The organism is Sinorhizobium sp. M4_45 (genome assembly GCF_002885915.1).
Lineage (GTDB): Bacteria > Pseudomonadota > Alphaproteobacteria > Rhizobiales > Rhizobiaceae > Sinorhizobium > Sinorhizobium meliloti_A.
In genome coordinates this window covers 289335-303800 of sequence record NZ_NWVE01000005.1, presented here as the reverse complement: position 1 = coordinate 303800, position 14466 = coordinate 289335, and the positions used below count along the sequence as shown (strand labels likewise).

Sequence of the window (14466 nt, the reverse complement as noted above, 5' to 3'; positions counted from 1 at the left end):
CGAATGCGCAGTCGTCAGGCCGAAAGGCTCTTGAACTCGGCGAGGATCGCGTCGCCCATCTCGGCCGTACCGACTTTCCGGCAGCCTTCCGCCATGATGTCGCCGGTGCGGATGCCCTGATCGAGCACGTTGGCGATCGCCTTCTCCAGGCCGTCGGCTTCCTTCACGAGGTTGAAGGAGTAGCGCAGGCACATGGCGAAGGAAGCGATCATGGCGATCGGATTGGCGACACCCTTGCCGGCGATGTCCGGCGCCGAGCCGTGCACCGGCTCGTAAAGCGCCTTGCGCTTGCCGGTCTTGCCATCCGGTGCGCCGAGCGAGGCGGAGGGCAGCATGCCGAGCGAGCCTGTCAGCATGGCGGCGACGTCGGACAGCATGTCGCCGAAAAGGTTGTCGGTGACGATCACGTCGAACTGCTTCGGCTGCCGCACGAGCTGCATGCCGCCGGCATCCGCCAGCATGTGCTCGAGCTGGACGTCGGAATACTTCGCCTTGTGCGTCTCGGTCACGACCTGGTTCCAGAGCACGCCCGACTTCATCACGTTGCGCTTTTCCATCGAGCAGACGCGATTGTTGCGGGTGCGGGCGAGCTCGAAGGCGACCCCGGCGATGCGCTCGATCTCGTAGGTGTCGTAGACCTGCGTGTCGATGCCGCGCTTCTGGCCGTTGCCGAGATCGATGATCTCCTTGGGCTCGCCGAAATAGACGCCGCCCGTCAGCTCGCGCACGATGAGGATGTCGAGGCCCTCGACCAGCTCGGGCTTCAGCGACGATGCGTTGGCAAGCGCCGGGTAGCAGATGGCGGGGCGAAGGTTGGCGAAAAGCTCGAGGTCCCTGCGCAGGCGCAGGAGCCCGGCTTCCGGCCGCACCTCATAGGGCACCGCATCCCATTTCGGTCCGCCGACGGCGCCGAAGAGCACCGCATCGGCGGCAAGCGCCTTCGCCATATCCCCTTCGGAGATCGCCGCGCCATGGGCGTCATAGGCCGAGCCACCCACAAGCCCCTCGTCCGTCACGAAGCCGGCATCTCGCTCGGCATTCATGTAAGCGATGATCTTGCGGACTTCCGCCATGGCTTCCGGGCCGATGCCGTCGCCGGGCAGAAGGAAGAGATTGCGCACAGTCATGGATAGTCCTTCTCGCGTGAAAACTCGGCCGGGTTCTTAGCGCAACTTCGTATCAAGGGAAATTGCGTCTGCGAAAGAATTGTGCGTGCTCCGGTGTCACCGCTACCCTGTTTCCGCTTGACGGAATCGCGCGCCGGCGCTCGAATGGCTGAACTCAACCGGGGATTTCACCATGTCGGAAACGCTTCTTTTCGGTGCCTTTCCGCAGGCGGTCTGGCACGCAGCGCCCGGCCTTTTCGCCCTGCGCAAACCTTGACGGTCCGGCGCCGATCGACCACTTCAAGCACCTGCTTTGCGGTTTTCGCCGCGCTCCCGCATTCGAAAGGAATCCTGATGACCGACAGCGCTTCGCTCAATCCCGCCCTCGTCAACTGGACCGGACACGAGGGCCTGCCCCGGTTCGAGGCGATCATGGACGAGGATTTCGCGCCTGCCTTCGATGCGGCATTGGCGCGTCACGAGGCGGAGATCGAGGCCATTGCCGACAATCCGGAGGAGCCCACCTTCGACAACACCGTCGCCGCGCTGGAAATCGCCGGCGATGAACTTTCGCGCGTCTCCGCTCTCTTCTGGAGCAAGGCGGGCGCCCATACGAACGAGGTGATTCAGGCGCTGGAGCGCGAGATCGCACCGAAAATGTCGCGCCATTATTCGAAGATCGGCACCAACCCGGCACTCTTCGGCCGCATCGACGCACTCTGGGAGAAAAGGGAAGAGCTCGGCCTCGGTGTCGAAGCCATGCGCGTTCTGGAACGGCACTGGAAGAGCTTCGTGAAGGCGGGCGCCAAGCTTGACAAGCCCGAGCAGGAGCGTCTCGCGGCGATCAACGAGAAGCTCGCCGGCCTCGGCGCCAGGTTCGGGCAGAACGTTCTCGCCGACGAGAAGGGCTGGGCGCTCATCCTGTCGAGCGAAGAGGACCTGGCGGGGATTCCGGATTTCCTCAGAGATGCGATGGCGGCGGCTGCGCGCGAGCGCGGCGAGGAAGATAAATATGCGGTCACGCTGTCGCGTTCGATCATCGAGCCGTTCCTGACCTTCTCCGAAAGGCGGGAACTGCGCGAACAGGCTTTCAGGGCCTGGACGGCGCGCGGCGAAAATGGCGGCGAGACCGACAATCGCGGCATCATCGCCGAAACGCTGGCTCTCCGGGCGGAGAAGGCGAAACTGCTCGGCTATGAGAATTATGCGGCGCTGAAGCTCGACAATACCATGGCGAAGACGCCTGATGCCGTGAACGGCCTGCTGATGCAGGTATGGGAAAAGGCGGTGGCGCGGGCCCGGGAAGAGGAGGCGGAACTCGCCACGCTCATTGCCGAAGAGGGCCGCAACCACGAGGTCATGCCTTGGGACTGGCGACACTATGCGGAAAAATTCAGGGCCCGGAAATTCAGCTTTTCGGAAAGCGAACTGAAGCCCTATCTGCAGCTGGAGAAGATCATCGACGCCTGCTTCGCCGTCGCCGGTCGCCTCTTCGGCATCACCGCAACCGAGAAGAATGGCGTTCCCGCCTATCACCCGGACGTCCGCGTCTTCGAGATACGCGACGCCTCAGGCAGACTTACGGCCCTTTTCCTCGGCGATTATTTCGCGCGCTCCTCGAAACGCTCCGGCGCATGGATGAGCTCCTTTCAGTCGCAGCACAGGCTGAAGCTCGGGAACGGCACAATTGGCGAAATCCCGATCGTGTACAATGTCTGCAACTTCGCCAAGCCCGCCGAGGGCAAGCCGGCGCTCCTCTCGATCGACGACGCGCGCACGCTCTTCCATGAATTCGGCCATGCGCTGCACGGCATGCTTTCCAATGTCACCTATCCCTCGGTTTCGGGTACCGGTGTCGCGCGCGATTTCGTGGAGCTGCCCTCGCAGCTTTACGAGCATTGGCTGACGGTGCCGGACATTCTCAGGAAATATGCGGTGCACTACAGGACCGGCGAGCCGATGCCGCAGGCGCTGCTCGACAAGGTCTTGGCGGCGCGGACGTTCAATTCCGGTTTCGCGACGGTCGAGTTTACCGCCTCGGCGCTCGTCGACATGGCCTATCACACGGCGGAACAGGTCGGCGATCCGATGGCGCTCGAAGCGGCGACGCTCGAGAAGATCGGCCTGCCGCAGTCGATCGTCATGCGCCACCGCAGCCCGCATTTTCTTCACGTCTTCTCCGGCGACGGCTATTCGGCCGGCTACTACTCCTACATGTGGTCGGAGGTGCTCGACGCCGATGCATTCGCGGCCTTCGAGGAGACCGGCGATCCCTTCGACCCGGCGATGGCGGCCAGACTGAAGGACAATATCTACTCGGTCGGCGGCTCCGTCGATCCGGAAGACGCCTACAAGGCCTTCCGCGGCAAGCTGCCTAGCCCGGACGCGATGCTGGCGAAGAAGGGGCTGGCGGCTTAGGCTCTTGTCTTTGAGAAAATAGGAGGTGATTGCCCCCGACCCTCTCCCCGCAAGCGGCGGGAGGGGACGTGAGCCGCACGGGCGATCTCATTGCGGCTACGCCTATGGTGTGGAGGGGGACCGCGCGCGCCGTCGCCCCTTCGCCCCGCTTGCGGGGAGAAGGTCGCGAAGGCGACGAGGGGGCACAACCGGCCCGATGAAGACAGGTGAGATCTATGCCTGCTCCACCCCCAGCACAGCCAGCAGATTGCGCATCCGCTCGGTAGCCAGCTCCGGCTTGTCGAGCACATTGGCCTGATCCGCCAGGCGGAAGATATCGGCATAGTGGAGCAATCCGCGAGCCGATTGCAGGCCGGCCGGCAGGGTGAAATGCTGTTGGTGGCCGTTCAGCCAGGCCAGGAAGACGACGCCGGCCTTGTAATATTGCGTCGGCGCCTCGAAGATCTTGCGCGAGAGCGGCACGGTCGGCTCTATGACGCCGCGAAAGGTCGCAAGATCGCCTTCGGCGAGGGCCGCGAGCGCCTTCGAGGCCGACGGCGCGACGGCGTCGAAGATGCCGAGCAGTGCGTGGCTGTACGTGTTGCCGTCGCCCTCGATCAGTTCCGCATAGTTGAAATCGTCGCCGGTGAAGCAGAGCACGCCCTCGGGTAGCCGGCTGCGCAGCGCCAATTCCTTGGCGTTGTCGAGCAGCGAAATCTTGATTCCCTCTACCTTGGCGCTGTTCTCGCCGATAATGGCCAGCACGGTTTCGAGTGCCTGCCCGAAGTTTTCCGAGCCCCAATAGCCTTTGAGCTGCGGGTCGAACATGTCGCCCAGCCAGTGGAGTACGACCTTGTCCCTGGTCTGGGACAGGATGCGGCCGTAGACACGCCGGTAGGCGTCGGGGGAGCGCGCCACGCGCGCGAGCGCCCGGCTCGCCATCATGATCGCGCGGCCGCCCTCGGCTTCGACGAAGCCGACCTGCTCCTCGTAGGCCGCGATGACATCGTCAATCGAGCGCGCGTCGGCCGGCGAAAGGTGGTCGGTGCCGGCGCCGCAGGCGAGATCGGCGCCCGGGACGCTTCGCGCTTCAGCGAGCGAGCGACGGATCAGTTCCTGCGCCGCCGCCCATGTAAGTCCCATGCCGCGTTGCGCCGTATCCATCGCCTCGGCGATCCGGAAGCCGAGGCCCCACAGGTGATGGCGGAAGGCCATCGTCGCTTCCCAGTCGATTGCCGGATTGCCCCAGGGATCGCTATCGCGAAGCGGATCGGAAACGACATGCGCGGCCGCGTAGGCGATGCGGTTGAAGGTCGGGGCCGCTCCGGGTCGGGTGATCGGTTCGCCCCGAGGCCGGTACTCTTCGAGCGAACCGTCCTGGCGCGGCAGAAAAACGCTGGTCATCGGCTTTTTGTCCTCCTCTAACTCATCGCATCGAATAATTTAGACCGTTCCAAATTTCAAGATGAAAATCAAACTTCGTCATCGCAACAGCGGCGCTTCCTCGGGGAATCCTTGTCTTTTTGAAATGAGGTAATCCTCTCGGGTTATTTATAACAGCTACTTAAGGGGGCACTGCGGGTCCACGCGTTGCCAGGGGCGCCGGCAAAAATGTGAACAGGAGCCTCTTGACGAAATTGGAACGTTCCAATTATTAAGGAGGAGAGAGACGAAATTTCGGGGAGGATGTTCATGGGGAAGGAGCGGGTGACGGTTGTCGACATCGCGCGCGCCGCCGGCGTGTCGAAGTCGACCGTGTCGCTCGTCCTGCAGGCAAGTCCGCTCGTCAACGAATCGACGAGGGCGAAAGTCAATGCAGTCATCCGTGAGCTCGGCTACGTGTACAATCGCAGCGCCGCCAATCTGCGCCAGGCGAGATCGAAGATCATCGGCATCGTCGTCAACGATCTCACGAACAGCTTCTTTGCGGAGCTCGCGGTCGGCGTCGATGAGGTCGTGCAGGCCGCCGGTTTCGTGCAGTTCCTCGCCAATACGAGCGAAAAGCTCGACCGCCAGCGCGAGGTCATCGCCTCGATGCGCGAGCACGGGGTGTCGGGGCTCATCATATCCCTGGCACGCGGAACGGAAGCCGCGGATCTCGCGCCGCTCGTTGCCGCCGGCATTCCGGTCGTGCTCGTCGTGCGCGACATTCCCGGCGCCGGTGTATCCTCGTTGACGTCGGACAATCATGCCGGCGCCGTTGCCGCCGTGCGCCATCTGGTCGAGCGTGGCCATCGCCGCGTCGCCTTCCTCGGAGGCTTCGCCGATACCGCGGTCTTCGAAGCGCGCATGCGCGGCTATGGCGATGCCCTTCGGGAGGCCGGCCTCCAGGTCTCAGACGACCTGGTCATCGGTTCGGCGCCCTCGCGCGCCGGCGGGGTGACGGCGATCGAGCAGGCGATGATGCTGAAGGAGCGGCCGACCGCGGCCCTCTGCTTTAACGATGCCGTCGCCTTCGGCGTCTGCGACGGGCTGCGTGCGCGCCGGCTGGAGCCCGGCGAGGATTTCGCGGTGATCGGTTTCGATGACGTGATCGAGGCCAAGACCGCGGTGCCGGCGCTGACCACGGTCTCGGTCGATCCGCATGGCATGGGCGAGCGTGCGGCGGAATTGCTCTTGAAACAGATCAATAGCGGCCGTGTCGAGCCGGAAGCGATCGTCAGCCCGGTCCGGCTCGCCATTCGTCAGAGCTGCGGTGCTGCCGTCGGACGCAGAGTGAAGGAGATTTCGTCATGATTCGCTGGGGACTGATCGGCGCGAGCACGATTGCGCGCGAATGGGTGATCGGCGCCATCCGCGCCGCAGGCGGCGACGTCGTCTCGGTGATGAGTTCGAGCGCGGAACGAGGAGAGGCCTATGCCGCCGAGAACGGGATCGTAAAGGCTGTCACGAGCGTCGACGATCTCGTCGGCGATCCCGACGTGGACGCCGTCTACATCTCCACGACGAACGAGCTTCACCACGATCAGGCGCTCGCGGCGATCCGCGCCGGCAAGCACGTTCTCTGCGAGAAGCCGCTGGCGATGAATCTCAATGACGGCTGTGAAATGGTGCTCAAGGCCTGCGAGGCCGGCGTCGTGCTCGGCACCAATCATCACTTGCGCAACGCCGCCACCCATCGGGCCATGCGCGAAGCGATCGCCGCGGGCCGGATCGGCCGCCCGATCGCGGCACGGGTCTTCCATGCCGTCTATCTGCCGCCGCACCTCCAGGGCTGGCGGCTCGACAGGCCGGAGGCGGGCGGCGGCGTCATTCTCGATATCACCGTGCACGACGCCGACACGCTGCGCTTCGTTCTGAACGACGACCCGATCGAGGCCGTCGCGATCAGCCACAGCGCCGGCATGGGCAAGGAAGGACTCGAGGACGGAGTCATGGGCGTGCTCCGCTTCCGCTCCGGCGTCATCGCCCAGTTTCATGATGCCTTCACCACGAAATTTGCCGAGACGGGTCTCGAAGTTCACGGAACCGCGGGATCGCTGATCGGTCGCAACGTGATGACGCAGCGGCCTGTCGGCACGGTCGTGCTGCGCAATGAAGAGGGAGAGAGCGAATTGCCGCTCGACCACCGCAATCTCTACGAGACGGCGCTCGAGGCATTCCATTCCGCGATCGGGGGCAATGGCCGTCCGTCGGCGAGCGGCGAGGATGGCGTCTGGTCGCTCGCCACCGGGCTTGCGGTGGTAAAGGCGGCGGCTACCGGCGGTGCCGTCGAGATCGAAACGGGACTTTGATGCGCATGACGGGCAAACATATTTCGCTTGCGGAAGCTGCCGGCTTGATTCCGGACGGCGCAATCGTTTCGGTCTCCTCCTCCAGCGGGCTTGGCTGCCCGGACCTGATGCTGAAGGCGATCGGCGAGCGCTTCGAGGCGACCGGACACCCGCGCGATCTGACGACGCTGCATCCGATCGCCGCCGGCGACATGAGCGGCATCAAGGGTGTGGATCATATCGCCAGGAAGGGCCTCCTGAAAAAGATCATCGGCGGCTCCTATCCCTCAGGCCCGTCGAGCGCCGAACCGCCGCTGATCTGGCAGATGATCGGCGCGAACGAGGTGGCCGCCTATAATATTCCCTCGGGCATTCTCTTCGATATGCATCGCGAGGCGGCGGCCAAGCGCCCGGGCGTCATGACCAAGGTGGGGCTCGACACCTTCGTAGACCCCTCGCGCGAAGGCTGCGCCATGAATGCGTCAGCCGCCGCCGAACCGGTGGTGAAGAAGATCTCCTTCGAGGGAGAGGACTGGCTTTATTTCAAGGCGATCGCGCCTCAGGTGGCGATCATCCGCGCGACGACCGCCGACGAACGCGGCAATCTCACCTATGAGCACGAGGGCGCCTATCTAGGCGGCCTCGACCAGGCGCTTGCCGCCCGCAACAATGGCGGCATCGTCATTGCCCAGGTGAAACGCATTGCCAAAGAAGGCTCGCTGAAGCCCCATGATGTGCGTGTACCGGGCGTTCTGGTCGACTATGTCGTCGTGGACCCCGAACAGAAGCAGACGACGCAGACGCTCTACGACCCCGCCATTTCCGGCGAGATATTCCGTCCGCTCGACAGCTTCCGACTGCCGGAATTCAATATCCAGAAAGTGATCGCGCGCCGCGTCGCCAAGGAGCTCGAAGCGGGCAGTGCGGTCAATCTCGGTTTCGGCATTTCCGCGAACGTCCCGCGCATCCTCATCGAAGAGGGTCTGCACGGCGCAGTGACCTGGGTCATAGAACAGGGCGCCGTCGGCGGCGTGCCGCTCCTCGATTTCGCCTTCGGCTGCGCCTCGAATGCGGACGCCTTCATGCCGTCGCCATACCAGTTCACCTATTTCCAGGGCGCAGGCTTCGATGCTTCTCTGCTCTCCTTCCTGGAGATCGACCGCACCGGCTCCGTCAACGTCTCGAAGCTCAGCTTCCGCCCGCATGTAACGGCGGGGGCGGGCGGATTCGTCGACATAACCGCGCGGGCGAAGAAGATCGTCTTCTCCGGCATGTTCAATGCGGGTGCGAAGCTGGCGGTCGGCGACGGGCGGCTCGTGATCGAGAAGGAAGGCAAGCTCAAGAAGCTCGTCAACACGGTCGAGCACGTCACTTTCTCCGGCCGCCGGGCCGTCGAGCAGGGGCAGGACATCACCTATGTCACCGAGCGCTGCGTGATGAAACTGACCCCGGAAGGCGTGGTGCTCACCGAAATCGCCCCGGGCGTCGATCTCGAAACGGATATCCTTGGTCAGTCGGAGTTTCCGCTTATCGTCTCCGACGCGCTGAAGCCGATGGATCCGGCGCTGTTCGGCGAGGGGCCGATCGGCCTGACGCTGCCCGCCAAGGGACCGCGCCGTCTCACGGGAGGCGACGATGACTGACGAACGCATCCGCATCGATTTCGACGGTCCCATAGCGATCATGACGGTCGCGCGCCCGGAAAAGCTCAACGCCTTCGACATCGGCATGCTGAAGGCGCTAGACGCGGCCTGCGATACGGCCGAGGCGAAGCGCGACGTGCGCGTCCTGATCCTTACCGGCGAGGGCAAGGCCTTTTCCGCCGGCGGCGACATCAAGGCCTGGGGCGGCATGGAGCCAGCCGCCTTCGGCCATGACTGGGTGCGTTTCGGCCACCGCGTTTTCGAACGGCTCGCCACGCTGCGCATGCCGGTGATCGCGGCACTCAACGGCCATGCGCTTGGCGGCGGTCTGGAGCTTGCGGCGGCGGCGGATATACGTCTGGCCGAAAAACAGGTGAAGATCGGCCTGCCGGAGACGAGCCTCGGCATGGTTCCGGGCTGGTCGGGTACGCAGCGCCTGGTCGCGCGCTTCGGCGCGCAGATCGTTCGCCGCATGGTGCTCGGCGGCGAGATGTTCTCGGCGGCGGAAGCCAAGGCCGAGGGGCTTATCGACGCAGTGGTCGAGACCGGCGCGGTCATGCAGGCGGCGCGCGACTACGCCGCGCGGGTCGCCGGCCGCGGGCCGGCGGCGCTCGAAATATCGAAGCTGATGATCGCCTCGGCCAGCGGCGAAGACAAGGGCGCGGCGGTGGAAGCGTTGGGATCGATCCTCGTCGCCAAGACCGGCGATCTCAAGGAAGGCGTAGCCGCCTTCAGTGAAAAGCGTGAAGCTCGCTTCAAGGGAGAATGGTGATGACGGCGGTGGTGAGGCCGAAGGCGCTCGGCGATTACGAGGTCCGCGAATTCCGGATGCTGATCGACGGTCAGTGGGTGGATGGCGCCGAGGGCCGCTCGATCGAGCGCGTGGCGCCGGGTCACGGCGTCGTCGTCAGCCGCTATCAGGCGGCGGCGAAAGCGGATGCCGAACGGGCGATCGCCGCCGCGCGGCGCGCCTTCGACGAAGGTCCGTGGCCGCGCATGACAGCCTCGGAACGGTCGCTGATCCTGCTCAGGGCCGCCGACATGATTGCCGCGCGCGCGGATGAGCTCGCTTTTCTCGATGCGGTCGAATCCGGCAAGCCGATCAGCCAGGCGAAGGGCGAATTGGCGGGCGCCGCCGACATCTGGCGCTATGCGGCGGCACTTGCCCGCGAACTCTCGGGCGAAAGCTACAACACGCTCGGGGAGGGTACGCTCGGCGTCGTGCTGCGCGAGCCGATCGGCGTCGTATCGATCATCACGCCGTGGAACTTCCCTTTCCTGATCGTCAGCCAGAAGCTTCCCTTCGCCCTTGCCGCCGGCTGCACGACGGTGGTGAAGCCCTCCGAACTCACCTCGGCCTCGACGCTGGTTCTCGGCGAAATTCTGGAAGCGGCCGGCGTGCCCCAGGGCGTCGTGAACATCATCGTCGGCACGGGGCCGGAGGCCGGCGCGCCGCTCACCACTCACCCGCATGTCGACATGGTCTCCTTTACCGGCTCGACCGGAATCGGCCGGCTGACCATGGCCAATGCGGCGCAGACATTGAAGAAGGTCTCGCTGGAACTCGGCGGCAAGAATCCGCAGATCGTCTTTCCGGACGCAAACCTGGACGAATTCATCGATGCGGCCGTCTTCGGCGCCTATTTCAATGCCGGCGAATGCTGCAATGCCGGCTCGCGGCTGATCCTGCATCGCGATATCGCCGAGGAGGTGACGACGCGCATCGCCAGCCTCTCGGCCAAGGTCAAGGTCGGAGATCCGCTCGACCCTGAAACGCAGGTCGGCGCAATCATCACGCCGCAGCATCTGCAAAAGATCGCCGGCTATGTTTCTTCGGCGTCGAACGAAGGCGCGAGAATAGCCCATGGCGGCACCACGCTCGATCTCGGCATGGGACAGTTCATGGCCCCGACCATTCTGTCGGCCGTTCGGCCCGAAATGGCCGTGGCCCGGGAGGAAGTCTTCGGGCCGGTTCTCTCCGTTCTGACTTTCGAGAAGACGGAAGAGGCGATCCGGATCGCCAATTCGATCGATTACGGGCTTTCCGCCGGGGTCTGGAGCCGCGACTTCGACACCTGCCTGACGATCGGGCGGCGCGTACGCGCCGGCACGGTGTGGATGAACACCTTCATGGATGGCGCATCGGAGCTGCCTTTCGGCGGCTACCGGCAATCCGGGCTCGGCCGCGAGCTCGGTCGCCATGCGGTCGAGGACTATACGGAGACGAAGACGCTCAACATGCATATCGGCCAGCGCAGCAACTGGTGGATGCCGCGCTGAAGAAGGGAAGGGGCGAGGTTTCGTAATCGCCGAAAGGGTGTAACGTCTTGAATTGGCCGGGTGACGTCAGTCGCAGGCCAGCCGTCCGCGGGAACGGGCGGCACCGGAAAAGAGCGGAGGAGGTTCCGCTTAGGAAACTTGCAAACGGGAGGATAACGATGCGCAAGTTCATGACGACGACTGCTGTTGCAGCACTGATGTTGGCGGCGACAGCTGCGCGTGCAGCCGAGAATGTGGAAGTACTGCACTGGTGGACGTCCGGCGGCGAAGCCGCTGCCCTCGACGTCCTCAAGAAGGACCTGGAGAGCAAGGGCATCAGCTGGACCGACATGCCGGTCGCCGGCGGCGGCGGTACCGAAGCGATGACGGTGCTTCGTGCCCGCGTCACCGCGGGCAACGCGCCGACGGCCGTGCAGATGCTCGGCTTCGACATTCTCGACTGGGCCAAGGAAGGCGCGCTCGGCAATCTGGACGAGGTCGCCTCCAAGGAGGGCTGGGACAAGGTCATTCCGGCGGCACTGCAGCAGTTCTCGAAATATGACGGACACTGGATCGCCGCGCCGGTCAACGTCCATTCGACCAATTGGGTCTGGATCAACAAGGCCGCCCTCGACAAGGCCGGCGGCAAGGAACCGACCACCTGGGAAGAACTGATCGCGCTGCTCGACAAGTTTAAAGAGCAGGGCATCACGCCGGTCGCCCATGGCGGCCAGCCCTGGCAGGACGCGACGATCTTCGACGCCGTCGTTCTTTCGCTGGGCAACGACTTCTACAAGCAGGCTTTCATCGATCTCGATCCGGCGGCGCTCGGCGGCGACAAGATGAAGGAAGCCTTCGACCGCATGACGAAGCTGCGCTCCTATGTGGACGACAACTTCTCCGGCCGCGACTGGAACCTCGCCTCGGCGATGGTCATCGAGAACAAGGCCGGCCTGCAGTTCATGGGTGACTGGGCGAAGGGCGAGTTCCTGAAGGCGAAGAAGGTGCCCGGCACCGATTTTGTCTGCATGCGCTTCCCCGGAACGCAAGGTTCGGTCACCTTCAATTCCGACCAGTTCGCGATGTTCAAGGTTTCGGAAGACAAGGTTCCGGCACAGCTGCAGATGGCCTCGGCAATCGAGAGCCCGGCCTTCCAGTCGGCCTTCAACGTCGTCAAGGGTTCCGTTCCCGCCCGCACCGACGTTCCGGATACCGACTTCGACGCCTGCGGCAAGAAGGGCATCAAGGACCTCGCGGAAGCAAATACCAACGGCACGCTCTTCGGCTCCATGGCCCACGGCCATGCCAATCCGGCTGCCGTCAAGAACGCGATCTACGACGTGGTCACACGCCAGTTCAACGGCGAACTCGACTCGGAAGAGGCGGTGACGGAACTCGTGGCGGCGGTCGAGGCTGCGAAGTAGCGCATAGGGGGAGAGGTTTGCCCCTCACCCTATCCCCTCTCCCCGCAAGCGGGGAGAGGGGACGAAGGCGCTGCGGCATCTTCCTTCTCCCCGCCTGCGGGGAGAAGGTGCCGGCAGGCGGATGAGGGGCAGCTCCGAACGAAACATACGGTGGTAGCAAACATGGATAGCCGCAACCGGCTGCAGGAGCTTTTGCCAAAGCTCGTGCTCGCCCCCAGCTTTCTCATAGTTCTGGTGTTCGTCTACGGCTTCATAGCCTATACGGGCTTCCTGTCGATGACGGACAGTAAGATGCTGCCGTCCTACAATTTCGTGGGTTTGAGCAATTACAGCCGGTTATGGGCCCTGCCGCACTGGTGGCGCGCGGTCAGCAATCTGGCGATCTTCGCGACTCTCTATATCGTGGTCTGCTCGGTGCTGGGTCTCGGGCTGGCGATCCTGCTCGACCAGAAGATCCGCGCCGAAGGTTTCCTTCGTCCGATTTATCTCTATCCGATGGCGCTTTCCTTCATCGTCACCGGCACCGCGTGGAAGTGGTTCCTCGATCCCGGTATCGGGCTTGAGAACACCATGCATCTCTGGGGCTGGGAAAGCTTCTCGTTCAACTGGATCAAGGACCGCAACTACGCGATCTACTGCGTCGTCATCGCGGCCGTCTGGCAGTCGACCGGCTTCATCATGGCGATGTTCCTGGCGGGCCTGCGCGGCGTCGACAACGAGATCATCAAGGCCGCCCAGATCGACGGGGCGACGACCCCAACCATCTATCGGCGGATCATCATTCCCCTGATGCGGCCGGTCTTCCTTTCGGCCTTTGTCGTACTCGCCCACCTTGCCATCAAGGCCTACGATCTGATCATCGCATTGACGGGCGGCGGGCCGGGGCAGGCGACCGAGCTGCCGGCGACCTTCATGTATTCTTACACCTTCACCCGAAACCAGATGGCGATCGGGGCCTCGTCGGCGATCGTGATGCTGGTGATGATCTTCTCGATCATCGTTCCCTATCTCTATTCCGAAGTCCGGGGAGGAAAACGCTGATGGGCGCTCCCAATTCCGAAAACGTCATCTCGCACAACCGGCTGACGCGCGCTCTGATCTATTCGGCGCTGATCCTCTTCGCACTCTATTCGCTGCTGCCGCTCTATGTGATGCTGGTGAATTCCCTGAAGCCGCTGGATGAGATCCGGCAGGGCGGCATGTTGAACCTGCCTCGGACCTGGACCGTCGAACCGTGGCTCTCGGCCTGGTCGACCGCCCAGATCGGCGTGCAGCCCACCGGCCTTCGGCCTTTCTTCATCAATTCGATCCTGATGGTCGTCCCGGCCGTGGCGATTTCGACGATCATCGGCGCGCTCAACGGCTACGTGCTGACGAAATGGCGCTTCCCCGGGGCGAACATCTTCTTCGGCATGCTGCTTCTCTCGTGCTTCATTCCCTTCCAGATCGTGCTGATCCCGATGGCGCGCATTCTCGGCATTCTCGGCATCGCCGGTTCGATCTGGGGTCTGATCCTGGTGCATGTGGTCTACGGTATCGGCTTCACGACGCTCTATTTCCGCAACTACTACGAGGCCTTCCCGACCGAGCTGGTGCGTGCGGCACAGATCGACGGCGCCAGCTTCTTCCAGATCTTCCGGCGGATATTGCTGCCGTCCTCAGGGCCGATCATCGTCGTCTCGGTCATCTGGCAGTTCACCAATATCTGGAACGACTTCCTGTTCGGGGCCTCGTTCTCCGGGCCGTATTCGACGCCGATGACGGTGGCTCTCAACAATCTCGTGAGCTCGTCCACGGGGGTCAAGGAATACAATGTCCACTTCGCGGGCGCGATCCTCGCCGCCCTGCCAACGCTCATCGTCTACATCGTGTCCGGCCGCTATTTCGTCCGCGGACTGATGTCCGGCGCCGTGAAAGGATAAGC

At 63.7% G+C, this 14466-nt stretch carries 11 protein-coding genes; 9 read left to right on the top strand and 2 right to left on the bottom strand.

The window, feature by feature from the left end; all coding sequences use genetic code 11:
- Window positions 1-14: 14 nt before the first annotated feature.
- A complete protein-coding gene (leuB, locus tag CN933_RS16610; protein WP_018098721.1) occupies window positions 15-1127 on the bottom strand; it encodes a 3-isopropylmalate dehydrogenase in 1113 nt (370 codons plus the stop codon).
- A 333-nt stretch (window positions 1128-1460) separates the two neighbouring features.
- Between leuB and CN933_RS16605 the strand changes: the two genes are divergently transcribed.
- The gene (locus tag CN933_RS16605) at window positions 1461-3524 is read left to right on the top strand and encodes a M3 family metallopeptidase (RefSeq protein ID WP_026169015.1); all 2064 of its coding nucleotides are present in this window, start codon (window positions 1461-1463) and stop codon (window positions 3522-3524) included.
- Between the two features lie 213 nt (window positions 3525-3737).
- Here the strand turns inward: CN933_RS16605 and CN933_RS16600 are convergent, their stop codons facing one another.
- Window positions 3738-4907, bottom strand: a complete 1170-nt coding sequence (locus tag CN933_RS16600) for a dihydrodipicolinate synthase family protein (protein ID WP_018098723.1) — start codon at window positions 4905-4907, stop codon at window positions 3738-3740.
- 288 nt (window positions 4908-5195) lie between these two features.
- Between CN933_RS16600 and CN933_RS16595 the strand changes: the two genes are divergently transcribed.
- From CN933_RS16595 to CN933_RS16560, 8 genes are all read left to right on the top strand, one after another.
- The gene (locus tag CN933_RS16595) at window positions 5196-6239 is read left to right on the top strand and encodes a LacI family DNA-binding transcriptional regulator (protein ID WP_018098724.1); all 1044 of its coding nucleotides are present in this window, start codon (window positions 5196-5198) and stop codon (window positions 6237-6239) included.
- Window positions 6236-7237, top strand: a complete 1002-nt coding sequence (locus tag CN933_RS16590) for a 1,5-anhydro-D-fructose reductase (protein ID WP_018098725.1) — start codon at window positions 6236-6238, stop codon at window positions 7235-7237. Before CN933_RS16595 ends, CN933_RS16590 begins: the two co-directional genes overlap by 4 nt.
- Window positions 7237-8859 (top strand): acyl CoA:acetate/3-ketoacid CoA transferase, encoded by a 1623-nt coding sequence (locus CN933_RS16585; protein ID WP_018098726.1) that lies wholly within the window; start codon window positions 7237-7239, stop codon window positions 8857-8859. Before CN933_RS16590 ends, CN933_RS16585 begins: the two co-directional genes overlap by 1 nt.
- The gene (locus CN933_RS16580) at window positions 8852-9631 is read left to right on the top strand and encodes an enoyl-CoA hydratase/isomerase family protein (protein ID WP_102761828.1); all 780 of its coding nucleotides are present in this window, start codon (window positions 8852-8854) and stop codon (window positions 9629-9631) included. Before CN933_RS16585 ends, CN933_RS16580 begins: the two co-directional genes overlap by 8 nt.
- A complete protein-coding gene (locus CN933_RS16575) occupies window positions 9631-11139 on the top strand; it encodes an aldehyde dehydrogenase family protein (protein ID WP_018098728.1) in 1509 nt (502 codons plus the stop codon). The genes CN933_RS16580 and CN933_RS16575 overlap by 1 nt, the downstream gene beginning before the upstream one ends.
- Window positions 11140-11297: 158 nt before the next feature.
- Complete coding sequence (locus CN933_RS16570) at window positions 11298-12542, top strand: ABC transporter substrate-binding protein (RefSeq protein ID WP_018098729.1); 1245 nt, start codon at window positions 11298-11300, stop codon at window positions 12540-12542.
- Between the two features lie 162 nt (window positions 12543-12704).
- On the top strand, window positions 12705-13583 hold the full coding sequence (locus CN933_RS16565; RefSeq protein ID WP_018098730.1) for a carbohydrate ABC transporter permease: 879 nt from the start codon (window positions 12705-12707) through the stop codon (window positions 13581-13583).
- Window positions 13583-14464 (top strand): carbohydrate ABC transporter permease, encoded by an 882-nt coding sequence (locus CN933_RS16560; RefSeq protein WP_018098731.1) that lies wholly within the window; start codon window positions 13583-13585, stop codon window positions 14462-14464. Before CN933_RS16565 ends, CN933_RS16560 begins: the two co-directional genes overlap by 1 nt.
- Window positions 14465-14466 lie beyond the last annotated feature (2 nt).